The 25,412-nt window shown below is 64.3% G+C and carries 28 protein-coding genes and 1 tRNA gene; 9 read left to right on the top strand and 20 right to left on the bottom strand.

Going from position 1 to position 25,412, the window contains the following annotated elements:
- The first annotated feature begins 27 nt into the window (after nt 1–27).
- From lipB to GCN78_RS09240, 5 genes are all read left to right on the top strand, one after another.
- Complete coding sequence (gene lipB / locus GCN78_RS09260) at nt 28–732, top strand: lipoyl(octanoyl) transferase LipB (protein ID WP_152251465.1); 705 nt, start codon at nt 28–30, stop codon at nt 730–732.
- Between the two features lie 39 nt (nt 733–771).
- Nucleotides 772–1,779 carry a lipoyl synthase gene (lipA, locus tag GCN78_RS09255; protein ID WP_101483288.1) on the top strand — a complete coding sequence of 336 codons (1,008 nt, stop codon included), beginning with the start codon at nt 772–774 and terminating at the stop codon, nt 1,777–1,779.
- 122 nt (nt 1,780–1,901) lie between these two features.
- Entirely contained in the window at nt 1,902–2,171 is a 270-nt protein-coding gene (locus GCN78_RS09250) for a type II toxin-antitoxin system Phd/YefM family antitoxin (protein ID WP_152251464.1), read from the top strand.
- Complete coding sequence (locus tag GCN78_RS09245) at nt 2,152–2,457, top strand: Txe/YoeB family addiction module toxin (protein WP_152251463.1); 306 nt, start codon at nt 2,152–2,154, stop codon at nt 2,455–2,457. Before GCN78_RS09250 ends, GCN78_RS09245 begins: the two co-directional genes overlap by 20 nt.
- A gap of 90 nt (nt 2,458–2,547) precedes the next feature.
- Nucleotides 2,548–3,210 (top strand): uracil-DNA glycosylase, encoded by a 663-nt coding sequence (locus GCN78_RS09240; protein ID WP_152251462.1) that lies wholly within the window; start codon nt 2,548–2,550, stop codon nt 3,208–3,210.
- A 68-nt stretch (nt 3,211–3,278) separates the two neighbouring features.
- On the opposite strand, the gene GCN78_RS09235 is transcribed toward GCN78_RS09240, so the two are convergent.
- The 4 genes from GCN78_RS09235 to GCN78_RS09220 all read right to left on the bottom strand — a co-directional run bounded on the left by GCN78_RS09235 (nt 3,279) and on the right by GCN78_RS09220 (nt 7,292).
- Complete coding sequence (locus GCN78_RS09235; RefSeq protein WP_152251461.1) at nt 3,279–5,432, bottom strand: TonB-dependent receptor; 2,154 nt, start codon at nt 5,430–5,432, stop codon at nt 3,279–3,281.
- 91 nt (nt 5,433–5,523) lie between these two features.
- Nucleotides 5,524–5,868 carry a hypothetical protein gene (locus tag GCN78_RS09230; RefSeq protein ID WP_152251460.1) on the bottom strand — a complete coding sequence of 115 codons (345 nt, stop codon included), beginning with the start codon at nt 5,866–5,868 and terminating at the stop codon, nt 5,524–5,526.
- A 67-nt stretch (nt 5,869–5,935) separates the two neighbouring features.
- A complete protein-coding gene (locus tag GCN78_RS09225) occupies nt 5,936–6,757 on the bottom strand; it encodes a helix-turn-helix transcriptional regulator (RefSeq protein ID WP_226939549.1) in 822 nt (273 codons plus the stop codon).
- Nucleotides 6,747–7,292, bottom strand: coding sequence for a YbhB/YbcL family Raf kinase inhibitor-like protein (locus GCN78_RS09220; protein WP_152251459.1), 546 nt, complete (start codon nt 7,290–7,292; stop codon nt 6,747–6,749). The genes GCN78_RS09225 and GCN78_RS09220 overlap by 11 nt, the downstream gene beginning before the upstream one ends.
- 219 nt (nt 7,293–7,511) lie before the next feature.
- On the opposite strand from GCN78_RS09220, the gene GCN78_RS09215 reads away from it, so the two are divergent.
- Nucleotides 7,512–8,669, top strand: coding sequence for a PepSY-associated TM helix domain-containing protein (locus tag GCN78_RS09215; protein WP_152251458.1), 1,158 nt, complete (start codon nt 7,512–7,514; stop codon nt 8,667–8,669).
- 84 nt (nt 8,670–8,753) lie between these two features.
- Nucleotides 8,754–9,176: a PaaI family thioesterase gene (locus GCN78_RS09210; protein WP_152251457.1), complete on the top strand. Its 423-nt coding sequence runs from the start codon at nt 8,754–8,756 to the stop codon at nt 9,174–9,176.
- A gap of 46 nt (nt 9,177–9,222) precedes the next feature.
- Here the strand turns inward: GCN78_RS09210 and GCN78_RS09205 are convergent, their stop codons facing one another.
- From GCN78_RS09205 to GCN78_RS09175, 7 genes are all read right to left on the bottom strand, one after another.
- Complete coding sequence (locus tag GCN78_RS09205; RefSeq protein WP_152251456.1) at nt 9,223–9,918, bottom strand: anti-sigma factor; 696 nt, start codon at nt 9,916–9,918, stop codon at nt 9,223–9,225.
- Complete coding sequence (locus GCN78_RS09200) at nt 9,915–10,505, bottom strand: sigma-70 family RNA polymerase sigma factor (RefSeq protein WP_152251455.1); 591 nt, start codon at nt 10,503–10,505, stop codon at nt 9,915–9,917. Before GCN78_RS09200 ends, GCN78_RS09205 begins: the two co-directional genes overlap by 4 nt.
- Nucleotides 10,506–10,590: 85 nt before the next feature.
- On the bottom strand, nt 10,591–11,112 hold the full coding sequence (locus GCN78_RS09195; protein ID WP_152251454.1) for a peroxiredoxin family protein: 522 nt from the start codon (nt 11,110–11,112) through the stop codon (nt 10,591–10,593).
- Nucleotides 11,113–11,207: 95 nt separating this feature from the next.
- The gene (locus GCN78_RS09190; RefSeq protein WP_077398288.1) at nt 11,208–11,894 is read right to left on the bottom strand and encodes a BON domain-containing protein; all 687 of its coding nucleotides are present in this window, start codon (nt 11,892–11,894) and stop codon (nt 11,208–11,210) included.
- Nucleotides 11,887–12,483, bottom strand: coding sequence for a phosphoheptose isomerase (locus GCN78_RS09185; protein ID WP_152251453.1), 597 nt, complete (start codon nt 12,481–12,483; stop codon nt 11,887–11,889). Before GCN78_RS09185 ends, GCN78_RS09190 begins: the two co-directional genes overlap by 8 nt.
- A gap of 57 nt (nt 12,484–12,540) precedes the next feature.
- Nucleotides 12,541–12,900 carry a YraN family protein gene (locus tag GCN78_RS09180; protein WP_152251452.1) on the bottom strand — a complete coding sequence of 120 codons (360 nt, stop codon included), beginning with the start codon at nt 12,898–12,900 and terminating at the stop codon, nt 12,541–12,543.
- 11 nt (nt 12,901–12,911) lie between these two features.
- Nucleotides 12,912–14,114 carry a penicillin-binding protein activator gene (locus tag GCN78_RS09175; RefSeq protein ID WP_152251451.1) on the bottom strand — a complete coding sequence of 401 codons (1,203 nt, stop codon included), beginning with the start codon at nt 14,112–14,114 and terminating at the stop codon, nt 12,912–12,914.
- 165 nt (nt 14,115–14,279) lie between these two features.
- Between GCN78_RS09175 and rsmI the strand changes: the two genes are divergently transcribed.
- Entirely contained in the window at nt 14,280–15,188 is a 909-nt protein-coding gene (gene rsmI / locus GCN78_RS09170) for a 16S rRNA (cytidine(1402)-2'-O)-methyltransferase (RefSeq protein ID WP_152251450.1), read from the top strand.
- 41 nt (nt 15,189–15,229) lie between these two features.
- Here the strand turns inward: rsmI and GCN78_RS09165 are convergent, their stop codons facing one another.
- Nucleotides 15,230–15,826, bottom strand: coding sequence for a hypothetical protein (locus tag GCN78_RS09165; RefSeq protein WP_152251449.1), 597 nt, complete (start codon nt 15,824–15,826; stop codon nt 15,230–15,232).
- Nucleotides 15,827–16,031: 205 nt separating this feature from the next.
- Between GCN78_RS09165 and GCN78_RS09160 the strand changes: the two genes are divergently transcribed.
- Nucleotides 16,032–16,108 (top strand) — tRNA-Pro (locus GCN78_RS09160).
- A gap of 91 nt (nt 16,109–16,199) precedes the next feature.
- Here the strand turns inward: GCN78_RS09160 and GCN78_RS09155 are convergent.
- The 8 genes from GCN78_RS09155 to GCN78_RS09120 form a co-directional block, all read right to left on the bottom strand.
- On the bottom strand, nt 16,200–17,120 hold the full coding sequence (locus tag GCN78_RS09155; RefSeq protein WP_152251448.1) for a hydroxymethylglutaryl-CoA lyase: 921 nt from the start codon (nt 17,118–17,120) through the stop codon (nt 16,200–16,202).
- A 1-nt stretch (nt 17,121) separates the two neighbouring features.
- On the bottom strand, nt 17,122–18,054 hold the full coding sequence (locus tag GCN78_RS09150) for a 2-hydroxyacid dehydrogenase (RefSeq protein ID WP_152251447.1): 933 nt from the start codon (nt 18,052–18,054) through the stop codon (nt 17,122–17,124).
- Between the two features lie 10 nt (nt 18,055–18,064).
- Nucleotides 18,065–20,092 (bottom strand): acetyl/propionyl/methylcrotonyl-CoA carboxylase subunit alpha, encoded by a 2,028-nt coding sequence (locus tag GCN78_RS09145; protein ID WP_152251446.1) that lies wholly within the window; start codon nt 20,090–20,092, stop codon nt 18,065–18,067.
- 94 nt (nt 20,093–20,186) lie between these two features.
- Nucleotides 20,187–21,233: a biotin synthase BioB gene (bioB, locus tag GCN78_RS09140; protein WP_152251445.1), complete on the bottom strand. Its 1,047-nt coding sequence runs from the start codon at nt 21,231–21,233 to the stop codon at nt 20,187–20,189.
- Between the two features lie 31 nt (nt 21,234–21,264).
- Nucleotides 21,265–22,056: a dethiobiotin synthase gene (bioD, locus tag GCN78_RS09135; protein ID WP_152251444.1), complete on the bottom strand. Its 792-nt coding sequence runs from the start codon at nt 22,054–22,056 to the stop codon at nt 21,265–21,267.
- Nucleotides 22,046–23,242, bottom strand: a complete 1,197-nt coding sequence (gene bioF, locus GCN78_RS09130; protein ID WP_152251443.1) for an 8-amino-7-oxononanoate synthase — start codon at nt 23,240–23,242, stop codon at nt 22,046–22,048. The genes bioD and bioF overlap by 11 nt, the downstream gene beginning before the upstream one ends.
- Nucleotide 23,243: 1 nt before the next feature.
- The gene (gene bioA, locus GCN78_RS09125) at nt 23,244–24,572 is read right to left on the bottom strand and encodes an adenosylmethionine--8-amino-7-oxononanoate transaminase (protein WP_152251442.1); all 1,329 of its coding nucleotides are present in this window, start codon (nt 24,570–24,572) and stop codon (nt 23,244–23,246) included.
- Nucleotides 24,573–24,617: 45 nt separating this feature from the next.
- The gene (locus tag GCN78_RS09120; RefSeq protein WP_152251441.1) at nt 24,618–25,406 is read right to left on the bottom strand and encodes an enoyl-CoA hydratase/isomerase family protein; all 789 of its coding nucleotides are present in this window, start codon (nt 25,404–25,406) and stop codon (nt 24,618–24,620) included.
- Nucleotides 25,407–25,412 lie beyond the last annotated feature (6 nt).

The raw sequence follows: 25,412 nt of genomic DNA, 5'->3' as shown, positions 1-25,412 counted from the left end.
CGCCGGCAGCTGATTACAGAATCTGTCATGACCACCACCCGAACCGAAGCGGCGCTGATCCGCGAGCTGGGCCGCGTCGATTACGAGCCGACCTTTGCCGCCATGCGCGCCTTCACCGACGCGCGCACGACGGACACGCGCGACGAACTGTGGATCGTCGAGCATCCGCCCGTGTTCACCCTGGGCCTGGCGGCCGACCGGGGCCATTTGCTGGCCGGCGCGGAGAACGTGCCCGTGGTGCAGACGGACCGTGGCGGCGAAGTGACGTTCCACGGCCCCGGCCAGGTGGTGATTTACCTGTTGATGGACTTGCGCCGCAACAAGCCGGGCGGCAAGCTGTATGCGCGCCAGTTCGTGCATAAAATCGAGCAAGCCATCATCAACGTGCTGGCGGCGTATAATCTCGCTGGCGAGCGCATCGATGGCGCGCCTGGCATCTATATTGCCGGCGGGCCAGACAAGGGTGCGAAGATCGCCGCGCTGGGCTTGAAAGTGCGCGGCAACGGCTGCACCTACCATGGCGTGTCGCTCAACGTGGCGATGGACCTGGCGCCGTTTTCCTGGATTAACCCCTGCGGCTATTCCGGCCTGAAGACGGTGGATATGCGCAGCATGGGCGTGTCGGTGCCGCTGGCCGAGGTGCAGCGGGCCCTGGCCCATGAATTGACCGTATTACTCGATGTAAGCGAAGTACACAGCGCCGCAGGCGCGCCTCAGGCAGCGGATGCCTGAGCAAACAAACCAAACTTTGCCCCTCAAGGGCTTGCAGCCATGACTTCTGAGACCATTTCCAGCACCGCCCCCGCCGCTCCCGCCTACAACCCGAGCGAAAAGCAAAAAGGCGCCAGCAAGACTTCGCGCATCCCGATCAAGATCGTGCCGATCGAACAGATCGAGCGCCTGAAAAAGCCGGACTGGATCCGCGTCAAGGCCGCCTCGGCATCGACCCGTTTCTATGAAATCAAGGATATCCTGCGCGAAAACAAGCTCGTGACCGTGTGCGAGGAAGCCAGCTGCCCGAATATCGGCGAATGCTTCGGCAAGGGTACGGCCACCTTCATGATCATGGGCGACAAGTGCACGCGCCGCTGCCCGTTCTGCGACGTCGGCCATGGCCGTCCTGATCCGCTGGACAAGGAAGAGCCGGCCAACCTGTCGAAAACCATCGCCAAGCTGCGCCTGAACTACGTCGTCATCACCTCCGTCGACCGCGATGACTTGCGCGACGGCGGCGCCGGCCATTTCGTCGAGTGCATCCAGCAAACGCGCGCCCTGTCGCCGAACACACGCATCGAAGTGCTGGTGCCCGACTTCCGTGGCCGCCTGGAAAAAGCCCTGGACCTGTTCAAGGATGGCTTGCCTGACGTCATGAACCACAACCTGGAAACGGCGCCGCGCCTGTACAAGGAAGCCCGTCCCGGTTCCGACTACATGCACTCGCTGAAATTGCTGAAAGACTTCAAGGCCATGTACCCGGACGTGAAAACCAAGTCCGGCATCATGGTGGGCCTGGGCGAGACGGACGAGGAAATCCTGCAAGTGATGCGCGACATGCGCGAGCACGACATCGACATGCTGACCATCGGCCAGTACCTGGCGCCATCGAACAGCCACCTGCCCGTGCGCCGCTACGTGCACCCGGACGTGTTTAAAATGTTCGAGGAAGAAGCCTATAAGATGGGCTTCACCCACGCCGCCGTGGGCGCCATGGTGCGCAGCTCGTACCACGCGGATGAACAGGCGCACAGCGCCGGCGTGGAATCGGCGCTGAATTTCTAAGCACCTTGCGCCGTATCAAAAACCGTCCGCTTTAGCCGGGCGGTTTTTTTTGCCTGATTGAGGTGATGTACAACATCCTGTACAATTATCCGCATGTACTTTCAATGGGACGGTGGCACGGCATGAATATCCTGACTTTCAGCGAGGCGCGCGCGGGCCTGAAAAGCGTGATGGACGACGTCTGCAACGACCACACGCCCACGGTGATCACGCGCGTGAATGGCGAACACGTGGTGATGTTGTCCTTGTCCGACTACAACAGCATCGAGGAAACCCTGTACTTGCTGGGCACGGCCAAGAATGCCAGCCGGCTGATGGCGTCCGTGGCGCAGATCAGGGCGGGCAAGGCCAAGCCCAGGGAATTGGCGCAACATGAAAAACCGGAAGGCTGAGAACAAGCAGCAGGCGCGCGCCGCCGTGCTGGCCTGGACCGATCATGCCTGGGAAGATTATTTGTTCTGGCAAGAGAACGATCTGAAAATCCTGCAAAAAATTAATGACTTGCTCGATGAATGCCTGGCCGACCCGTTCAAGGGCACGGGCAAGCCGGAACCGCTGAAAGGCGAGCTGACGGGTTTCTGGTCGCGCCGCATCGACCGCCAGCACCGGCTCGTCTACCTTCCCGACGCGGGCTGCATCTATGTGGCGGCGTGCCGCTATCACTACGACGACAAATAGGTATTGCCCGGCCGTACCGTAACGCGGTACCGGCCATGACGCGGCTATACTGATCGATGATGTTTTAAAAACATGATTGACGGGGGAGCCATGGACGTACGCATCGACGCATCGTGGAAGGCGCGGCTGGAGGCTGATTTCGCCGACCCGTACTGGGAACGCCTGGCCGCCTTCGTGAAAGCGGAATATGCGGCGGGGCCGTGTTGTCCACCCGGTAAAACTATCTTCCGCGCGTTCGACCTGACGCCGTTCGGGCAGGTGAAGGTGGTGATCCTGGGGCAAGACCCGTATCACACGCCCGGCGCGGCCATGGGACTGTGCTTTTCCATTCCCGAAGGCACACCGCCGCAGCCGAGCCTGCAGAATATCTTCAAGGAATTACAGAGCGACGTGGGCGTGGTGCGCACGCGCACGGATTTGACCGACTGGGCGCAGCAAGGGGTATTTTTGCTCAACAGTGTGCTGACCGTGCGCGCCGGTGCGGCTGGTTCGCACGCGGCCAAGGGCTGGGAAAAGCTGACGGACAGCGCGATCCGCCACCTGTCCGCCGAGCGCGAACACCTCGTGTTCATCCTGTGGGGCGGCCATGCGCAAGCCAAGCGGACCTTGATCGATCCCGGCAAGCACCTGGTGCTGACGGCGCCGCATCCATCTCCCTTGTCGGCGAATAAAGGTTTCTTTGGCAGCAAGCCGTTCAGCCTGGCGAATGCGTATTTGCAGGCGCATGGCCAGACGGCCATCGCCTGGGGATAAGGCATGACACGGTACGGCAACCGACAGCGGCAGGCGTTGCACCCTGCCGCTGTCTTCGCGCGTAACTTTTAGAAGCTTGTGGACAGGCCTGCGTAGAAGCTGCGGCGGGCGCCATACTGCGGCGCCCCCACACCGACGCCGGAACCGTCGCGCAGCAGGTAGGACTTGTCGAACAGGTTGATCAGGGCCAAGCGTCCTTCCACCTTGCCCACGGGCGTGTTCTTCCACGTGTGCGTGAGCGCCGTGTTGACGGTGAAGTAGCTGGGCAAATGGCCGGAATTCGGTGCGCCGCCGTCCGGCGTCATGCGCAGGCCGCTGCCGTAGAGGAAGTCAGCGCTCACTTGCGAATCGCCGAAATGATAATGACCGCCACCGGACAGCGTGTATTTCTGGTCATGATCGAGGTAGACATAGTGGGAGCGGATGGTGTTCAACTCATCGGCGCCAAACAGGGCTTGCCCCGAGTTGATGTTGCGGCCCTGCGCCTTTTGCGTGCTGGCGTTGAGGAACAGGCCCCAGTTTTTCTCGCTGTAGATGGCGGACAACTCCAGGCCCTTGGCGTAGCCGTCCGCATAGTTGAACGGCGTCAAAATCAATGCCTGGCCGAACTGGCCTTCGTCGAGCAGATTGTTGATTTTTTTATAGTACACGTCCGCTGTCACGGTCAGCTTCGGACTCACCTGGTGGCTGATGCCCACGTCGTAGTAATGCGTGCGCTCGGCCTTGACGTTGTCGGAGCGGCCGATTTCCGGCGCGTTCGTCGTGTTCGCGTACAGGTCGATGCTGCCCTGCGCCGCGAGTTCCTGCGGCGGCGGCGTGAAGTAGCGTGAATAGCCCGCGTGCAGGGCCGTGCCTGGCGCCAGCTGGTACGCCAGGTTGACGCGCGGGCTCCATTGCTGCTCGCTCGTGTAGGCCGAGACCTTGTCGAAGCGCGCGCCATAGTTCAGGGTCAGGGGTTTACTGATGTGCCATTCATCCTGCAGGTAGACACTGGCCAGGGTGCCCGTCTTGCCGCTGTTGTCCAGGATGCTGACCGGCGTGGCGGCGGTTTGCGCGCCGTCCAGCGCGGGGAAGACGGCCACCGTGTTGTCGCTCGTCGTCTTTTGCCGCGTGTAGGCCAGGCCGGCGCGCACGGTGTGGTCCGGGTGCAGCTTGTAGCTGATGTCGAATTGGGCGCCGGAAGCGCTGTTCGCGCGGCGCGAGTCCGAGGCCACGCCGTTGTAGATCAGGTCGCCGATGGAGTCCGGCGTGAAGTGCAGCTCCGAATACTGGTGGAAGGCGGAGACCTGGTAATTGAGGTCGCCCAGGCTCTTTTGCAGCGACAACACGAGGAAGCGGTTCACCTCGCGCTGGTTTTCATTCAGCTGCGACGACGGCAAGGTGGACGTGCCCGCCTGGGCATCGCTGTGGCCGGCCAGCGAGAAGGCGGGCGCCTGGTCCGGATTGTTCGGAATCTGGAAGCGGCCGTTATAGGTGCCGAACATGGCGCCCAGGCGCGTGTTGTCATCGAGGAAATACGACAGGCTGCCGAACGATTTGTTCTGGCGCGTCTTGTCGTGCAGGGCGCTGCGCGTATCCTGCGGGTTTTCCACGCCCAGCGAGTTGCCCAGGTAGCTGCCGGACAGGTAGTAATTGAACTTGCCGACGCTGCCGAAAAATTCGGCACTGGGCTCCACATGGTCGTGGCTGCCGACCATGACGCCGATGCGCCCGCCCGGCGTCAAGCCGCCCTCCTTCGTTTCGATGTCGACGATGCCGGCCGTGCGCAGGCCGAACTGGGCCGGCAAGGCGCCCGTCATGAAATCCGTCTTGTCGATCAGGCGCGTGTCGATCGACTGGCCGAAGCCGCTGATGCTTTCCGGCAGCTGCACGCCATTGATGCGGTATTGCACGTTGGCATGATCGTCGCGCACGTGCAGGGCGCCCGAGCCCTTCGAATCCTGCGACACGCCCGGCAGGCGCAGCAGCACTTCATTGAAGGGCGTGTTGTCGCCCTGGCCCAGCATGTCGACCATGTGGCTGTCGATGCTGTAGATGGTGGTGCCGACTTTCGGCGACAGCTCGATGCGCGCGCTTTTCAGGTGGGCGGACGTGACTTCCACTTTTTGCATTTCTTGTGGCGCGGCATCCGTCACAGCGGTGGCTTCGGCGGCATGCGCGGAAGCGGTAAACAGGCTGGCAAGGGCGAGCGACAGCGCGCTCAGGCGTGGAGTGTGTTGCATGATAAACCTCGAAAATAGTCAACGCCAGGCGGCCCGGCGCGCATGAAAGCGCGGCAAGGGGCAGCCTGAAAAAGGGAAAACAGCGTGGGAACTACAACGAGGCGGCAGGCGGGCCGCGCACGGGCGGCAGGATGCGGGTGGCGACGGGCGCCACGGTGGCGGGCGCGATGGCCAGCAAGCGGTACGGCAATAACTGGGCGGGCGGCTCAGTGATGGCCGGCGGCACGGCGATATCGGCCACCTTGTCGATGACGGTGGCGCACAGCGCGCACTCTTCCGCGTCGAGGCTGGTCTTGTGCAGGTGCGAGGCGGCCGTCGACAGCAGCAACACGAGGGCCAGCGCACTGAACAGCGCCACGCACAGCCGCCACGGCGTGCGCGCGAGGGCGGCGGCACCGTGATGAGCAAGCTTGCGGGTGGGCTGGCGGGAAGACATGGGCGCATAGTAGCAAGAAAATCGCCCCGCTGTCAGCGCTTGTTGCGTCATTTGCGCCGAAGTGAGCTTACAGGGTGGCGCGCAAGTCGCGCGGCGACAGGCCGTAATGCTGACGAAAACGGGCCGCGAAGCGCGAGGGCGAGGCATAGCCGCAGGCGGCCGCGATGTCGCCGATGGGTAAAATGCCAGATTGCAATTCCTGCAAGGCCAGGCCCAGGCGCACGTCTTCCAGGATGGCACGGAAATGCCGCTGTTCCAGGGCCAACTGGCGGCGCAGCGTGGACGCGCCCAGGTGCAGCTGGCTGGCGACCTTGGCCACGCTCCAGTCGGCGGCCGGGTCCAGCAGCAGCACTTGCTGCACGCGCGCGGCCAGCGGATCGCGGCGGTCCAGCAGCAAGGGGCCGCAGTGCCCCCCCAATGCCAGGGCCAGCAGCAAGCCTTCGGCCTGGTGCGCCAGCAGCGCGGGCGGGCTACCGGCAGCCAGGCTGGCCATCAGCTGGTCCCAGGCCCGCGCCGCGTGGTCATCGAGCGGCACGCACAGGCTGGCCGTGGCAGCCTGGCGCAGCTGGCCATCGACGAGGCCGCCATGGCGCGCGCGGAAGCGGGCGATCAGGGCCGGCGTAAAGCTCAGCACTTCGGCCCGGTAGCCTTGCGCGCCGGGCAGATTCGCCACGCCCAATTCCTGGCCCGCCGGCATCAGCACCACGTCGTGCGTGCCGGCGCGCGCCTGCCGAGCGCCCCATTCCAGCAGTTTTACTCCCTGCCGCACGCGGCACAGGGCGCTCTGGAAGACGGGTACGCGGCGCAGGGTTTGCGCGCGGCGCGCCTCGATGGTGCCGTGGGCGATGCGCAGTTCGCTCAGGGCCACCGCTTCCATCTCATCTGCCATACAGTCCCGTCAGCTGTGCCTTGCCCAGCGCGTTGGCGTTGAGCATGTAGCCGAGCATGGCGCCGCTGGCCTGTTGATCCAGGGGCAGCTTGTCCACGCCCAAGGCCCAGACCGTGATCTGATAGCGGTGCGCCTTGTCGCCGGGCGGCGGGCAGGCACCGCCGTAGGCGCTGTCGCCAAAGTCGTTGCGTCCTTGCATGGCGCCCGCTGGCAGGGTGCCGGCCGTGGCGCCGCCCGGCAAGGAAGTGGTGCCGGCGGGCAGATTGAACACGCTCCAGTGCCACCAGCCGCTGCCCGTGGGCGCGTCCGGGTCGTACAGGGTGACGGCGTAGCTTTTGGTGCCGGCCGGCGCGCCGTGCCACGACAGCTGCGGCGCCAGGTTGCCGCCCGTGCAGCCGAAGCCCTGGAACACTTGCGCGGGTGCCAGGGGCTGGCCAGGGGCGATGTCGATGCTCGATACCGTGAATTCGGCCGCGTGGGCGCCCAGGTGCAGAGCGAGGCCCAAGGTGGCGGCGAAGAGGCGGGCAGTGGTCATGGTTGTCCTTTCGATCAAGTATAGGGGAAAGTGTATGCCTTGCAATATTCCTCCGCGATGCCGATGCGCTCGCTGATGGTGCCGAAACGCTCGTTTCCGTCCACTTCCCATGTTCTGGCGAGCGTGTTGTATGGTTCTTCCCTTTCTTGCCGCACGTGATTTTCACTGCCGGGCTTTCATGCTATCGTTCCGCAGCCCAAATTTCCCCGAGTCGCCTCCATGTCGCAACGCCCGATCAAATGGTTGTTAGCCAAGCTGCACCTGTATGCGGGCCTGTGGTTCGGCGCCCTGTTCGTCCTGCTGGGCTTGACGGGTTCCGCCATCGCCTGGATGCCGGAGATCGATGCGTATCTGAATCCTCATTTGTTGCAGGCGAGCACGCCCGCGCCCGGCCAGGTGTTCCAGGTGACGCCGCGCACGCTGCAAGCGGTGGTGGACGCACTCGCGGCCGACCCGGCCTACGGCAAGCCGAGCCAGCTCAATCCGCCCGCCGACGCGCGCGACGTGTACGTGGCGTCATACCGTCAGGCTGGCAAGCCTTCTGCCTTCAGCCAGGCCATCGTGCGCCAGGTGATGGTCGACCCCTACACCTTGCAAGTCAAAGGCGAGCGCGACTGGGGCCGCTTCGGCCTCTCGCGCCCGCTGCTGATGTCGGGCATGTTTCATTTGCACCGCTATGTATTGTCCGGCGAAGTAGGCAAGACCATTACGGGTATCTCGGGCGTGATGCTGCTACTGATGGCGCTTACCGGCATCTATTTGTGGTGGCCGCGCCTGCAGTGGACGGCGCTCAAGCGCGCCCTGACGGTGTCGCATGGCGGTTCCTGGCCCCGTTTTAATTACACGTTGCACAAGGCGGCCGGCTTCTTTGCCGCGCCCGTGCTGGCCGTGATCGCCTTTTCCGGCATCTATTTCAATTTGCCGCAATTGATCGTGCCGCTGGTGGAGCTGGTGGCGACGGTGCCGGACACGGCAAAATTGAAAAATGTGGCGCAGGACGGCGCCCTGCTCGATGCGGGCCAGGCCATGGCCGCCGCGCAACGGCTGTATCCGCAGGCGCGCGTGTCGCGCATCGTGCTGCCGTCCAAAAAGGACCAGCCGTATGACGTGCGCGTGCGCCAGCCCGGTGAGATCGCCCACGGCGATGGCGCCACGCGCATCACTCTGGACGCGCGCAGCGGCTTGCCTCTGCGCATACGCGACCCGCTGACGGCGCCATATGGCGAGCGTTTCCTGGGCTGGCAATTCCCCCTGCATTCGGGCCAGGCCTTCGGCGTGGCCGGGCGTGCTGTCATCACGGCCTTCGGCCTGATGCCCTTGCTGTTCCTGCTGACGGGCAGTTTGGTGTGGTGGAAACGGCGGCGCGGCCGGAAATAGGCGGTCGCCAAACCGCTGCGGGGAAAGTTGCTATCATCATAGTATTTTCCGGCGTATCCCGGATTCACCCGCACAAGGACCAGCATGAGCCATCCAGAGATCACCGTAGCAATGTTGAATGAACGCGGCACAGGCCGCCTGCCCGGCCACCTGGGCATCGTCATCACAGAAGTGGGCGACGGCCAGCTGACGGCGGAATTGCCCGTGCTGCCGCACCTGCTGGCGCCGAACGGCTATCTGCATGCGGGCAGCGTGGTGACCCTGGCCGACACGGCTTCCGGCTACGGCTGCATCGTCAACTTGCCCGCAGGCGCGACGAACTTCACCACCATCGAGCTGAAATCGAACCACCTGGGCACGGCCCGCGAAGGCACGCTCACGTGCACGGCCAAGGTGGAACACAAGGGCCGCAACACGCAAGTGTGGGATGCCGTGGTGAAAAGCAAGGAAACGGGCAAGACGATTGCCCTGTTCCGCTGCACGCAAATGATTCTGTATCCGAAATAGGCCGGTAGGTCGGATTAGCAGCAGCGCTGCGTAACCCGACATTTCCTTATAGCCTGACCCAGTTACCTTTATACAAAACCGGTCCCGTCGGTCCATTCGGATTCGGCGAACCGCCTTTCGGTTCCAACGTGACGGCCAGCAGGGCCACGTCGCTGCCGATGGCGCGCTGCGACAACGCCAGTTTCACATTGCCTTTGTCTGCCAGCAAGCCTAAGGAGCGCGGGTTGCCGCTCTTCGGCACGGCCCACAGTTCCAGGTCCTTATCGCTTGGCACGGGCGCGTTGCCCACCATGCGCACTTCGAGGGCGCCGTGGCGGCTGTCGGCCGTCAGCAGCAGGGCCGTTTGCGCTTTCTCGTCCGTCAGGCTGGCGACATAGCTGATCTGCGGCGCGTCCATCACGCGCGTGGCCACGACGATCACCAGCAAGGCGGCGATGGCGCTCGAAGCCATGCCCAGGCCACGCCAGAACGACAGCGAATCGCGCAACCAGGACCAGCCTCCCTGCGGCGCCAGATGCAGGCGCTGCTCGATCTGTTGCCACACGCGCTTGGGCGGCGTCACGGGCGTGGCGAATTCGGCCATCGGTTCCAGGCGCTGTCGCCATTCGGCCGTGATATTGCGCAAGTCGGCATCGCTGTGCAGCCAACCCTCGAAACGCCGTCGCGCGCCCCCTTTCAGGGTGCCCAGCACATATTCGGACGCCAGTTTCTGGCGCAGCACGTCATTGCCGCGGATATTCATGATGCCTCCCGTTTCGCCAGGCACGTGCGCAGCCGTTCCAGGCTGCGGCGTATCCAGGTCTTCACGGTGCCGATCGGCAGCGACATCTGCTGCGCCACTTCGCTGTGCGACAGGTCATGATAGAACGCCAGGGCGACCACCTGCCGGTGCAGCCCTTCCAGGGCCGACATGCAAAACGCCAGCGCCTTGGCGTCACCGCTCAGTTGCAGTGATTCGATCGGCGTGGCCTGGGGGTCTCGGAGTGCATTCATGACTTCGCTATCAAACTGTTCGGCATCGATTTCCACGGTATCGTCGCTGCGCCGCAGCACATCGAACGCCTTGTTGCGCACGATGGTGGCCATCCAGGTCATCGGCGCGGCCAGATGGCTCTGGTAAGCGGCGGCGTTGTTCCAGATGGCGACGAAACCCTCTTGCAAGGCTTCTTCAGCGAGCTCTTGCTTATGCAATATACGCAGCGCGAAGCCAAACAGTTTCGATGAAGTGGCGTTATATAGCTGACGGAACGCCGTGGCGTCCTTGTTCCCGGCGGCAAGCAGCCAGGTTTTCAGTTGTTGCGGGTCGAGCGATTGGGCGGCTGGGGACACGGCTGGCCTTCACAAGGTGAATGGGATCACGCCTGTAAAGGTTATAACAAGTTGGCAACCTTTAGCAACCAGCTTTTGTGCGGTATCAACCGGCGATGGCAGATTCGAGCAGCTTGTGCAGTTCGGCGAATTCCGGCTTGCCGACATAGCGCTTGAGGATCTTGCCCTGTTTGTCGAGCACGAAGGTAGTGGGCGTGAGGGCCACGTCGCCGTAGGCCTTGGCCGCTTCGCCCGTCACGTCGAGCGCCACCTTGAACGGCAGCTGGCGCGTCTCGGCGAAGTTCAGCACGTAGTTGGCCGGATCGTATTTCATGGCCACGGCCACGAATTCCAGTCCCTGCCCCTTGTACTTGTTGTAGGTGTCGACCATGTCCGGCATTTCCGCCACGCAGGTCGTGCACGAGGTGGCCCAGAAATTGACCATCACCACCTTGCCGCGCAGGCTGTTTGACGTGATTCTCTCGCCATGGATGCCGTGGAACGTCACGTCCGGCGCGCTTTGCTTGTCATTCAGCGACAGATAGCCTGCCGCCGCCACGCCTGCCACGAAGATGGCGATCAGGGCTGGCTTGATCCAGGACTTGCTTGCGGAGGGCGAAGTTGACATGGCGAAGTTGAAATGAGTCACTTGAAAAGCGCGACGATGCGTCCATTATAGACGCATCGTCAGTCTGGCGCCGTATGCCGGATGGGGGAGAACGCTTACTGCTGTACCGTATCGCTGACCGTGCTCGTCGTGCGCTGCTGCGGCGGATCGGGTTGCAATTGCTTCAGTTCCGCTTCCGAAATGTAGTCGAACAGCTTGACCACTTTCTGCACGCCGCCCACGCCGCGCGCCACGTCGGCCGCTACCGTGCCTTCGCGCTGGGTCACGCGGCCCATCAGGAAGACGGTGGCGTTTTCCGTGACGACCTTGAACGAGGCCGCCGAGATGGTTTTCATGTCGACCAGGCTGGCCTTGACCTTGGTGGTGATCAGCGCGTCGTTCGAGCGCGAGGTGTAGCTGGCCGGGCCGGCGATGATCAATTCATTGGCCACCGATTCCACGCCTTCGATATTGCGCACTTCGCGCTCGACGGCATTTTTCATCGCCTCGTCGCGCACTTCGCCCGTCAGCAGGACGCGGCGGTTGAAGCTGGTGACGTTCACGTGGCCCACGTCGCCGACGATGGAGGGGATGCGCGACTCGCCTTTCAGGGCGATCGACTTGTCTTCGGTCTGGGCGCCCAGAGTGCGGCGGTCCGCCGCGGCAACACCGCCCATCACGGCGCCGCCGACCATCAATTCGATGCAGCCGGTGAGCGAAGTGAGCATGGCGCCGCACAAGAGTGCGGTGGCCAGCGGGCGTTGTACGCGTTTCCAGCCTGGGCCAGTACCGAATTTAGTCATTCACGTCTCCTCCGAATAGCGCGACGTCGATGCCGTCGCAGATGCAATGTATGGTGGTCAGATGGACTTCCTGGATACGCGCCGTGCGCTCGGCCGGTACGCAGATATGCACGTCGGCGTCCGTCAGCATCTTGCCGATGGCGCCGCCGTCCTTGCCCGTCAGCGCCACGACGCGCATTTCGCGCTCGAGCGCCGCTTCCACGGCGGCCATCACGTTGGCCGAATTGCCCGACGTGGAAATGGCCAGCAGGATATCGCCGGCCTGGCCGAAGGCCTGCACCTGCTTCGAGAAGATCTCGCGGTAGCTGTAGTCGTTCGCCACGGCCGTCAGGATCGACGTGTCCGTCGTCAGCGCCAGGGCCGGCAGCGGAAAGCGCTCGCGCTCGAAGCGTCCGACCAGCTCGGCCGCGAAATGCTGGCAGTCGGCGGCGGAACCGCCATTGCCGCAGGCGAGGATCTTGTTGCCGTTGGACAATGCATAAAACATCAGGTCGATCGCCTGCGCAATGGGTTGCGCCAGTACGGTGGCGGCCTGGATCTTGAGTTGGGCACTTTCGTGGAAGTGCGAGAGGATGCGTTGATTATTCATAGTCTGCCGATTATAGTGCAGGCGCGCGGCATGGCGGACAAGCACTGTTAAAAATGCTTACATATCGAGGATGTTCTTCAGCCAGCTGATGCGTCCGCCATCGATGGCCAGCGCGTCGAAGCGGCAAGGCGGCAGCGTCTTTTGTGTCAGCAGCCAGGTTTGCGCCGCCACGACCATGCGCCGCTGCTTGGCTGGCGTGATGCTGGCCAGGGCGCCGCCGAAGGCAGTACTGCTGCGTAGCCGCACTTCCACGAAGACGACCGATGCGCCATCGCGCATGATCAGGTCCAGCTCGCCTCCCTTGCACAGGTAATTGCGTTGCAGCAACACCAAGCCTTGCAGCAGCAGATACGCGAGCGCATCGTCTTCCCCCTGCCGTCCCCGTTCCCGTTTGTTCCAGAAAGCGAAGGGCGGCATGGCGCATGTCCTTACTGTACCGGTGGCGTGGCCGGCGCGGCCGGCGGCCAGGTGCCCAGCACGCCTTGCTGGTAGGTGGCGGCTTGTTCCGTGCGTTCGAACACACTTTGATCACCGTCGAAGCGCACGGCCAGGCGGCCCGTCACGCCATCGAGGGTGAATGGCGCGTTCGGCCGCAGCGCCACTTCGCGCGCCACGCTGAAGGCATCGATGCCCAGCGCGTACAGGCGTTCCATGTCGGGCGTCAGGCGGACGTCGCCCGCCTGCGGCGGCTGCGGATACACCATCACTTGCGGATGGTCGCGCTGCACCTGCCATGGCAAGTCCAGCAGGCGCGCGCCGTCGAGCTCGGGGCCGCTGCCGCCGCGCCCGGCGCCGGGATTCAATGACGAGGTGCCATACAGCGGTAAATCGCTGCCGATGGCCACGCGCAGCTGGCGCGCCTGGTCGGCGTCGAGCGCGGCGAACAGCAGGCCCGGCGGCGTGGCGGCCAGGCGCGCGCGCAACTGCACCAGCTCGGCATCGCTCAGGTAGCCATTCGTGGCCGTCAAGTCCATCGTCTCGATCTTGCCGCCCTGGCGCAGCCATTCCTGCTTGAAGGCGGCGCTGATGCGGCGCTGCGAGGCCGAACCGGCCGACAGGACCAGCGCGCTGGCGCCCGGCTGTTCGCTGGCGGCCCAGGCGGCGACCTGGCGCGCTTCCGCCTCGATCGACAGGCCCATCACCAGCAGTTTTGCCGGCAGGCGCGCTTCGCCGCGATTGTCCGGGTGGTTCAGGGCGATCGTTGGTTTACGCACTAGGTCGCTATTCGCCACGGCCGTCACGGCCGAGCGCGACAACGGCCCCACGACGACATCCTGTTCCTCTTGTGCTTGCGCAAACTTGTTCAGGACGTCGCTGCTGCCGTCGCCCGTGTCGATCACCGTCACTTCAAAGCCGCTGCGGTCGCGCTCATAGGCGGCCATGAAGCCGGCGCGCAGCAGTTCGGCGGCCGGGCCCAGGGACGCCGAGCGCAACGGCAGCAGCAGGCCGATGTGGTGGACCTTGCCGTCGGACGGCGCTGGCGCCGTGGCGGCCGGCATGTCGAGTGGCGTGCCGGTCGCCGGTTTGGTGTTGATGGGCGCCAATGGCGCGCCGTTCCCGTCGTACGCCGTGATATCGGGTACGGCCACGGCAAAGGTCACCGGTTCGGGCGCGGGCGGTTTCGGCGGCACGGGCGGTGGCAGCGGCTTCGGTGGCGGCAGCGCCCTTGTGTTAGATTCAATAGGCGCGCACAATTGCCCGGGCGCGTCGCAAGGCGTGCTGCAAGCGCTCAGCATGCCGGTCGCGGCACAAACAAGCAGTAACTTCACACTATTAGCAAGCATTCAACCTCCAAAATGACCGTACAAGAAATCAGTTCCATCGCCAGCCTGCCCATCATGACAGAGGCGGCGCACCAGGTCTATCCTATCGCAACATTGTATATAGTGGCCACGCCGATCGGTAATGTGACCGATATCAGCCTGCGCGCGCTGCATTTGCTGAGCCTTGCCGATGCCGTCGCCTGTGAAGATACGCGCAACACGGCGCACCTGTTGACGCGCTTTGGCTTGAACAAGCCATTGATTGCGGCGCATCAACATAACGAACGCGAAGTGGCGCAAACCCTGATTGCCCGCCTGCACGCCGGCGAGCGCATCGCCCTCGTCTCCGACGCCGGCACGCCCGCCGTGTCCGACCCCGGCGCGCGCATCGTCGACGCCGTGCGCGCGGCCGGCCTGCGCGTGCTGCCCCTGCCCGGCCCGTCGGCGGCGATCACGGCCATTTCCGCCAGCGGTCTGCTGAATGACCAGTTTTACTTCGTCGGCTTCCTGCCGGCCAAGGCCAAGCAGCGCGAAAACATGCTGCACAGCCTGCGCGGCGTGACGGCCATCATGGTGTTCTACGAGGCGCCGCACCGCATCCTCGATTGCGCCACGGCCCTGGCGGCAGCGTTCGAGCCGACGCGCCAGGTGGTGTTCGCGCGCGAACTGACGAAACTGTTCGAGGAAATCCACCGTTGCCCTCTTTCCGAAGCGGAAAGCTGGATCCGCGCCGATGCGCACCGCGAAAAGGGAGAATTCGTCGTCCTGCTCGAAGGCGCCACGGAAGCGCAGGATGCGGAAGACGTGGAAGCGGAACGCATCCTGAACATTTTATTGGCCGAATGCAGCGTCAAGCAGGCGGCGAATTTGACGGCGCAGATCACGGGCCGCAAGAAGAACGCCCTGTATGAGCGGGCGTTGCAGTTGAAGGGGCAGGAATAATCTGATGGCGGCATACCGATGATGGGGATATTGCCAAATCATCACCACTTGCAGCCGCTATCCTTCTTGTCGAGCAACATGAGCACGGGCGCCAGCAAGCCTGCGCCGGCATAGGCGGTGCGGCAATCGCCGCGTTTGCCCTGGGCGATGTCGCGTGCCAGCTGGGTTTCCGTTTGCAAGGGCTTGTCGGGGATTTGCCCCACGGCCGTACCCACCTTTGACGGGTCGCGTTCGCCCGCCATCCTGCGCGCCGTTCTTCTGGCCGCTTCCATGTCGAATGTCGGTGTTTCCGGGGTTTCTTGCCTGAATGTATCGGGACTGGCCGCCGGCGTGGCCGGTGTTGCCGGCACGACCGTGATGGCTTGCGGGCTGGATGCAGGCGCCGGCGTTTCCCGGGCAGTGGCGAGCTTTGGCTTGCTGATGGACTTGGGTTCGCGTTTCGGCTTGACCACCTCGACGGGCGGCGGTGGCGGGGGCGGCTTGGCGGCCAGCGGACGTATCCACACGGCGATCGACTCGACGCGCGGCGCCGTGTCCAGCCGTGCGGTTGGCTGCACATGGCGCCACAGAGTGATCAAGCCGCCATGCAGCAGCAGGGACACGGCGATGCCCAGCACGATGCCGCGGCGGTTCGGCATGGTTCGGCCGCCGTCGCTTCTTTCTATCCTGAACTCCATTGCCGTCGTCGCCTTCATGTCTGACCGGGAAAACTTGCCAAGCCAGTGTCGCATACTTCAATCGTTTTGAAAAATACATGAGTCAGTATGCCGCGCGTAAATAATTTACATAGAGTTTCACCTGACCCTTGACCGAAGTCGATACGGCCTGTATTATCTTGGTCTTCGGAGTGTGGCGCAGCCCGGTAGCGCACCTGGTTTGGGACCAGGGGGTCCAAGGTTCGAATCCTTGTACTCCGACCAAATTTGTAGAAAAAAACCCAAGAGTTTCGGCTCTTGGGTTTTTTTTCGTCCGTAGCGCCTGCAGCAAAAAGGGGCCGCAGCCCCTTTGCATTTACCCCAGGCGTTTCGCCGCGATGGCGTTGCCGGCGCGGCTCGATCCCTTGCGGCCCAGCTGCTGCGAGATGAATTGCCCCGCGTCCACCACCAGGTCCAGGTCGATACCGGTGGCGATCCCCAATCCCTGCATCATGTACAGCACGTCCTCGGTGGCCACGTTGCCGGTGGCGCCCTTGGCGTAGGGGCAGCCGCCCAGGCCGGAGACGGACGAGTGATAGATCGCGATGCCTGTTTCCAGGCTGGCGTAGATGTTCGCCAGCGCCTGGCCGTAGGTGTCGTGGAAGTGGCCGGACAGGCCGTCCACGTGAAAGGCCGCGATGGCGCGCTGCATCACCGCCTGCGTCTTGCGCGGCGTGGCCACGCCGATGGTGTCGGCGATGTCGATCTCGTCGCAACCGAGATCGCGCATGCGGCCCACCACGTCGGCCACGGCGTCCAGCGGCACTTCTCCCTGGTAAGGGCAGCCGAAGGCGCAGCTGATGCTGCCGCGCAGGCGCAGTCCGTGTTCCTTGGCCGCCTTGGCCACGCCTTCGAAGCGGGCGATCGATTCGGCGATCGAGCAGTTGATGTTCTTTTGCGAGAACGCCTCGGACGCGGAGCCGAAGATCACCACTTCGTCGGCCTTCGCCGCCAGGGCCGCCTCAAACCCCTGCATGTTCGGCGTCAGCGCCGAATAGATCGTGCCGGGACGGCGCGCGATTTTTTCCATCACTTCCGCGCTGGTGGCCATCTGCGGCACCCATTTCGGCGAGACGAAGGACGCCGCCTCGATGTTGGCGAAGCCGGCCAGGGTCAGGCGGTCGACCAGCTCGATCTTGACGGCGGCGCTGATGGTGTCCTTCTCGTTTTGCAGGCCGTCGCGCGGGCCCACTTCGACGATCTTGACCTGCTTGGGCAGACTGGTAGTAGGGTTCATTTCAATATCCTTGCGAACGGTTGACGATGCCGGCGACCACTTCTCCGGCGTGCAGGCGGCGCATCTTGGCGGCGATCTGCGCCACGCTTTCGCGGCGCAGGGTGGCCGCCGAAATATGCGGCGTGATGGTGATGCGCGGTTCTTGCCAGAACGGGTGCTGCAGCGGCAGCGGCTCGTTGCGGAACACGTCCAGGGTCGCGCCGGCGATATGCCCGGAGCGGATCAGGGTCAGCAAATCGGGTTCGGCGATATGCGCGCCGCGCGCCACGTTGATGACGTAGGCGCCCGGCCGCAGCATGGACAGGCGCGCGCGGTCGAGCAGGTTGTGCGTGTCGGGCGTCAGTGGCAGCATGCACACCAGCACGCGCGTGCCGCGCAGGAAGGCTTCCAGCTCCTCCTCGCCCGCGTAGCACTGCACGCCGTCGATGTGTTTCTGGCTGCGGCTCCAGCCGCACAGCGGAAACTCGAACTGCGCCAGCGCCTGCAGCACGCGGGTGCCCAGCACGCCCATGCCCAGCACGCCGACGGGGAAATCGCCCTTGTCGAACGCGGGCAGCGGCTGCCAGATGCCGGCGCGGCCCTGCGCCTCGTAGTCGTCGAAACGGCGGAAGTGGCGCAGCACGGCATGGCTCACATACTCGGCCATCTGCACGCCCATGCCCGCGTCGTCCAGGCGCACCAGCGGCACGTGGGCAGGCAGCGCCTCGCCGAACTTTAACAGCGCGTCGACGCCCGCGCCCGTGTTGAAGATGGCTTTGACGTCGCTCAATACGGGCAGCATGGCGGCGGGCGGCTGCCACACGACGGCGTAGTCGCATGGCGCCACCGTGTCGCCTTCGCGCCAGACAATGATCTCGGCTTCGGGCAGCAAGTCTTTAAAATCGGCGATCCACGCCGCTTCCTTGCCGTCCGAACGTTGTAACAGGATGCGCATGTGCTTACCTCTATGCGGCAGCCTTGAAGGCCAGCAGCGGCGCGCCATCGGCCACCTGGTCGCCGACCGCATACAGCACGTCTTCCACCAGGCCGTCGTGCGGCGCGGCGATCGTGTGCTCCATCTTCATCGCTTCCATGATGACCAGCGGCTCGCCCTTCTTGACGTCCTGGCCCTTGTTCACCAGCACGGCGACGACCTTGCCCGGCATCGGCGCCGTCAGGCGGCCGCCTTCCGCTTCCACCTCGCCCGCATGCGCCATCGGGTCGCTGTAATGCAGCGTGTGGTGCAAGCCATGGGTGAACACGTGGAATTGCTCGCCGTCGCGCAGCACGGTGCCGTGCACGGCACGTTCGCCCAGCTTGATGTGCAGCTCATTGCCTGTGTGCGCCGTCAGGCTCAAGGGCTGGCCGTTGAACAGCCAGCCATCCGTCTTGTAGGCGATGCGCGCGGCATAGGCCTTGTCCTCACCGGCCTGGATGAATTCGTCGGCAAACGCCAGCGAGCGTCCCAGGGTGCTGTTCAAACGCCAGCCCAGGGCATTGCCCCACGGGTCGGCGCGGTTGCTTGACTGCGCCTCGGCCGCCGTTTTTTCTTCCAGCAGCAGGGCGACGGACGCCAGCGCCAGGGCCGTGTCGGGCGCCGCCTGCAGGGCGGGGAACAGCGACGCTTGATTGCGCTCGATCAGACCCGTGTCGAGGTCCGCGCTGGCAAATGCCTGGCCTTCGACCAGGCGTTTCAGGAAGGCGATATTGCTGGCCAGTCCGACGATCTGGTATTCCGCCAGCGCCTGCGCCATGCGTGCCAGCGCTACGCGGCGGTCCGCGCCCCAGACGATCAGTTTGGCGATCATCGGGTCGTAGAATGGCGAAATCGCGTCGCCCTCGCGCACGCCCGAATCGATGCGCACGGCGGCGGGAACCACCGTGCCACCCAGTTCGAACGTGACGGCCGATGGCGACTGCATGTGGCGCAGGGTGCCGATCGACGGCAGGAAGCCCTTTTCCGGATTTTCCGCGTAGATGCGCGCCTCGATGGCGTGGCCGTGGATCGCCAGCTCATTCTGTTTTTTCGGCAGCGGCTCGCCAAAGGCGACGCGCAACTGCCATTCCACCAGGTCGGTGCCCGTGATCATTTCCGTCACCGGATGCTCGACCTGCAGGCGCGTGTTCATCTCCATGAAGTAGAACGAACCGTCCTGGTTGGCGATGAATTCCACCGTGCCCGCGCCCACGTAGCCGACGGCCTTGGCGGCGGCGACGGCCGCTTCGCCCATGGCGGCGCGGCGCTCCGCCGGCATGCCCGGCGCCGGCGCTTCTTCCAGCACCTTCTGGTGGCGGCGCTGCACCGAGCAATCGCGCTCGAACAGATAAATGCAGTTGCCCAGGGTATCGGCGAACACCTGGATTTCGATATGCCGCGGACGCGACAGGTATTTTTCGGCCAGCACCTTGTCGTCGCCGAAAGAGCTGATCGCTTCGCGCTTGCACGAGGCCAGCGCGGCCTTGAAGTCGGCGCTGTTGTCGATGACGCGCATGCCCTTGCCGCCGCCGCCGGCGGAGGCCTTCAGCAGCACGGGGTAGCCGATCTTGTCGGCCTGCCCGTGCAAAAAGTCCGCATCCTGATTCTCGCCGTGGTAGCCGGGCACCAGCGGCACGTTGGCCTTTTCCATCAGCGACTTGGCGGCCGACTTGGAACCCATGGCGCGCATGGCGGACGCCGGCGGGCCGATGAAGACCAGGCCCGCATTGGCGCAGGCGTCGGCGAAGTCGGCGTTTTCGGACAGGAAGCCATAGCCGGGGTGAATCGCCTGCGCGCCAGTGGCCAGCGCCACGGCGATGATCTTGTCGCCGCACAGATAGCTTTCCTTGGCCGGCGCGGGGCCGATCAGGACGGCTTCGTCGCACACGGTGACGTGCTTGGCGTTGGCATCCGCCTCCGAATACACGGCGACGGTCTGGATGCCCATGCGGCGCGCGGTAGCGGCGACACGGCAAGCGATTTCGCCGCGGTTGGCGATCAGGATTTTAGTGAACATGGTCTCTCTCTTTGCAGCTCGTGGCTGGAAGTTTTTTATCTGAGGTGTCGCGATGAAGGAATGCGCCCTGGTGGGGCGCATTCCGATGGCTGGATCAGCAGCCGCACTTCTCTTTCTGCACCGAGTCCAGCATGGCGCCGCGCGTCTGCAAGCCCAGCTTGTTCAACAGGGTGCGGTCGTCTTCCGCTTCCGGGTTGTCGGTGGTGAGCAGCTTGTCGCCGTAGAAGATGGAGTTCGCGCCTGCCAGGAAGCACATCGCCTGCACGGCTTCGCCCATCTGGCGGCGGCCGGCCGACAAGCGCACGCGCGCTTTCGGCATGGTGATGCGGGCCACGGCGATCGTGCGCACGAATTCGAACGGGTCGAGCGCTTCCAGGCCATACAGAGGCGTGCCTTCCACCTGTACCAGGTGGTTGACGGGCACCGATTCCGGGTATGGATTCAGGTTCGCCAGCTGGGCGATCAGGCCGGCGCGCTGCAATCGCGTTTCGCCCATGCCGACGATGCCGCCGCAGCACACTTTCAAGCCCGCTTCGCGCACGCGGCCCAGGGTGTCCAGGCGGTCCTGGTATTCGCGCGTCGAGATGACGTTGTCGTAGAATTCTGGCGCCGTATCGAGGTTGTGGTTATAGAAGTCGAGGCCCGCGTTTTTCAGGCGGTCCGCTTGTCCCTCTTCCAGCATGCCCAGGGTGGCGCAGGTTTCCAGGCCCAGCGCTTTCACTTTGCTCACCATCTCTTCGACTTTGTCCATGTCGCGGTCCTTCGGACCGCGCCAGGCGGCGCCCATGCAGAAGCGCGTGGCGCCGTTGGCTTTCGCCTGGCGGGCCGCGTCGAGCACCGTGTCGATGTCGAGGATTTTTTTCGCTTCCACGCCCGTGTCGTAGCGGGCCGCCTGCGGGCAGTAGCCGCAGTCTTCCTCGCAGCCGCCCGTCTTGATCGACAACAGGGTTGCCAGTTCCACGTCGCCATCGGGGAAGTTGACGCGGTGGGTTTGCTGGGCCTTGAACATCAGGTCATTGAAAGGCAGGTCGAACAGGGCCAGCACGTCGGCGACGGGCCAGGTGGCCGCTTCCGGCACGGTGATGCGCGCCGCGGGGCGGTGCAGTTCGACGGTTTTTGCTGCTTCTTGGACGTGAGACATGTGATTCCTTCGTTTCTATTTTTGAGTTCGTTTAAGTGTTTGGATGCTGCGCCGGCCAGTTGGGCAAGCCGGTGAAATCGAGATACGCCGCCGCCGCTTCCGCGCTCGGTTGCGCCAGGCGCGGCACCTTGCCCAGAAGCGGCGCCGGGATGCGCTCGATCAGCGCATCGATATTTTCGTCGAGGAAGCGCATTTCCACTTCCAGCGTGTTGGCGACCCAGCCGATCACCGTCAGGCCGCGCGCTTCGATGGCTTCCACCGTCAGCAAGGCCTGGCTGATGCAACCCAGGCGCATGCCGACCACGAGGATCACGGGCAGATCGAGCTGCTGCGCCAGATCGGCCGAATCAAAACCGGGCGACAGCGGCACGCGGAATCCGCCCACGCCTTCGACCACGACGGCGTCCGAGGCTGCGGCGATTTCCAGGTAGGCAGCCAGAATCGGTACCGACTCGATGCTGACGCCTTCGAGCGCGGCGGCGATGTGCGGCGCGGCCGGCTCCTTCAGCATGTAGGGCGTCGTCAGGCTGCGCAGCATGGTGACGTTGCCGGCGGCGATCAGGCTGTCGGCGTCTTCATTATGCAGTTCGCCGTCGCGCATCTCGGCGCCGGCGGCGACAGGCTTCATGCCGCAGGCGCGCACGCCGCGCGCGACCAGCGCGTGCAGCAGGGCCGACGAGGTCAAGGTCTTGCCGATTTCCGTGTCGGTGCCGGTGACGAAACAGGCAAAGCGCGATGGCAGGGCTGCGATGGCCGGAGCCGGCTGCACGGCCGGCGCCAGGTCCGCCAGCACTTCCGCCACGATAGGGTCATCAAGGCTCATGGCGTGTCCTTTCCAGGGTGTTGACTGCGTTGATCAATTGCGCCACTTCCAGCGTTGTATGGCCGGCCGACAGGGTCACGCGCAGGCGCGCCGTACCGACGGGCACGGTGGGCGGGCGGATGGCGCCGACCCACAGGCCCTGTTCGTACAGGGTGGCGGCGATGGCCAGCATGTCCGCATTTTCGCCGATGATGACGGGCTGGATGGCGGTCACGGACGGCAAGGCTTGCCAGCGTTGCAGCTGCAGCCCGTCGTTCCATTGCGCCACCAGCGCCGCCAGGTGGGCGCGGCGCTGCCGGCCTTCCTCGTCGGCGATGATGTCCAGGCTGGCCAAGAGCGCATGCGCGAGCGCGGGCGCGGCCGCCGTCGTGAAGATGTACGGGCGCGCCTTCTGGATCAGGGTCTCGATCACGGCTTCGTGCGCGCATACAAAGGCGCCGCCCACGCCGGCCGATTTGCCCAGGGTGCCCACGTAGACGAGGTAGGGCGAATGCAGGTCGAAGTGTTCCAGCGCGCCGCGGCCATTGGCTCCCAGCGCGCCGAAACCGTGCGCGTCGTCGACTACCAGCCAGGCGCCGTGCCGTTCGCACAGGGCCAGCAGCGCGGGCAGCGGCGCCAGGTCGCCATCCATGCTGAAAACGCTGTCGGTGACGACGATTTTTGTTTGTGCCGTGCTTTCCGCCAGCAGGGCCGCCAGGGCATCGAGGTCGGCGTGCGGATACACGCGCGTCTTCACGCGTGCCAGGCGCGTGCCGTCGATCAGCGAGGCGTGGTTCAGCGCTTCCGAGAAAATCTCCGCGTCCGCATCGCCCGCCGACAGGGCCGTCAACACGGCCAGGTTGGCCATGTAGCCGGTGCAAAAATACAGGGCGCGGGCGTTTTCCAGGTTGGCGCCCACAAAAGTCGCCAGCCGTTCTTCCAGCTGCGCGTGGGCGCGGCTATGGCCGCTGATCAGGTGCGAAGCGCCGCTGCCGGCGCCATACAGGTCGGCGCCCTCTTGCAGCGCGGCGACGATGCGCGGATGCGACGCCAGGCCCAGGTAGTCATTGCTGCAAAAGGCCAGCATGGCGCGGCCATCGACCGTCAGGCGCGGCGCGCATGGCGTGTCGACGGTGCGGCGGCGGCGGATCAGGCTGCGCTCTTCCAGCCCTTGCAGCTGCTGTTGTAGTCGCGCGATCAGTTCCATCTCAGGCTCCGATCACATGATTGAAGACGGCCAGGGTCTGCTGGCCCAGGCCCGCGATTTCCGCGTCGTCGAGAATGTACGGCGGCATCAGGTAGACGGTGGAGCCGATGGGGCGCATCAGGAGTTCGTGTTCCAGCGCCGTGCTGAAGAAGCGGCGCGAAAAGTCGGGCGCCGCGTCGACCGCGTCGAAGGCCCAGATCATGCCCTGCTGGCGGAAGTGTTTGACTTTGTCATGCCGCGCCAGCGGCGCCAGCGCTTGCGTGATCTTGTCGGCGCGCACGCGGTTGGCCGCCAGTACATCGTCTTCCTCGAAGATGGAAAGCGTCGCCAGCGCGGCGCGGCAGGCCAGCGGGTTGCCCGTGTACGAGTGCGAATGCAGGAAGCCGCGGCGCACGTCGGTGCTGTAAAAGGCTTGATAGATGTCGTCGCGCGTCATCACCAGGGACAGGGGCAGGTAGCCGCCGCTGATGCCTTTCGACAGGCAGACGAAGTCGGGCCAGATGCCGGCCTGTTCGCAGGCGAAGAAGGTGCCCGTGCGGCCGCAGCCGACGGCGATTTCGTCGAGGATCAGGTGCACCTGGTAGCGGTCGCACAGGGCGCGCACCAGCGACAGGTACAGCGGGTCGTGCATGGCCATGCCGGTGGCGCATTGGACCAATGGTTCGATGATGATGGCGGCGATCTTGTCCGCTTTTTCCTGGAACAGGCGTTCGACGTCGGCGGCGGCGCGGCGCGCCACGTCCTGGGCGGACTCGCCCTCGGCCGCCTGGCGGAAGTCGGGCGACATTACCGTCGTTGATGCGCGCAGCAAGGGGCCGTAGGCATCCTTGAACAGGGCGACGTCGGTGACGGCCAGCGCGCCGATGGTTTCGCCGTGGTAGCTGCCCTTCAGGCAGACGAATTCCTGCTTGTCACTCTTGCCACTGTTGCGCCAGGCGTGAAAACTCATTTTCAGGGCGATTTCCACGGCCGAGGCCCCGTCGGACGCGTAAAAACTGTGACCGAGCACGCCGCCCGTCAAGGCGGAGAGTTTTTCCGACAGTTCGATCACCGGTTCATGCGTGAAACCGGCCAGCATCGCGTGTTCCAGGCGGTCCAGCTGGTCCTTCAGTGCCGCATTGATGCGCGGATTCGCGTGGCCGAACAGGTTCACCCACCAGGAGCTGATGGCGTCCAGGTAGCGTCGGCCTTCGTGGTCATACAGCCAGGCGCCGCGGCCGTGGCTGACGGGGATGAGGGGAACCGTCTCGTGGTGCTGCATCTGTGTGCAAGGGTGCCACACGCTGCGCAGACTGCGTTCGACCCAGCCCGATTGTTTTTCTGCTTTCAAAACTGCTCCAATGATATTCTTAGTCCATGAGCTGTGGACTATTAACTAGCCCATGAGCCAACCCGGCTTGCGCTTGTCGAGGAACGATTGCACGCCTTCGCGTCCCTGCTCCGAGGCGCGGATTTGCGCGATGCGCTCGGCGGTGTCCGCCAGCAGCGCATCCGTGACGGGCTGGCCGACGATTTCGCGCACCAGCGTTTTCGCTTGCGCCACGGCGTGCGGGCTGTTGCCCGTCAGCGCTTTCAGTACCTCGGCCGTTTTCGCGTCCAGCGCGCCTGCCTCGACTACCTCGTGGGCAAAGCCGATGCGCAGCGCTTCCTGAGCGGAGAATCGCTCGGCGGTCAGGAAATAGCGGCGTGCCGCGTTTTCGCCCATGGCCTTGATGACATACGGTGAAATAGTGGCGGGAATCAGTCCCAGCCGCACTTCGCTCAGGCAGAAATGCACGTCTTCCGCAACCAGAATGATATCGCATGCGGCGACCAGGCCCATGCCGCCCGCATAACAGTCGCCCTGGATCTTCGCCACCACGGGCTTGGGACACAGGTAAATCGTGCGCAGCATCTGCGCCAGCTGCAGCGCGTCGGCCTGGTTTTCGGCATGCGTGTAGCCGGCCATCTTCTTCATCCAGTTCAGGTCCGCACCGGCGCAAAAGGCAGCGCCGTTCGCGGCCAGCACGATGGCGCGCACCATGTCGCTGCGTCCCAGTCCCTCGAAGGCGCGCGCCAGTTCGGCGATCGTCGTCTCGTTGAAGGCATTGCGCACGTCGGGGCGGTTCAGGGTCACGGTGGCGACATTGCCCTCGATGACCAGCTTTAAGGTTTCAAATTCCATGATCTT

Source organism: Janthinobacterium rivuli (genome assembly GCF_009208735.1).
Taxonomy (GTDB): Bacteria; Pseudomonadota; Gammaproteobacteria; order Burkholderiales; family Burkholderiaceae_D; genus Janthinobacterium.
Note: the sequence above shows the minus strand (reverse complement) of the source record. Positions and strands in the feature narration are given on the sequence as shown.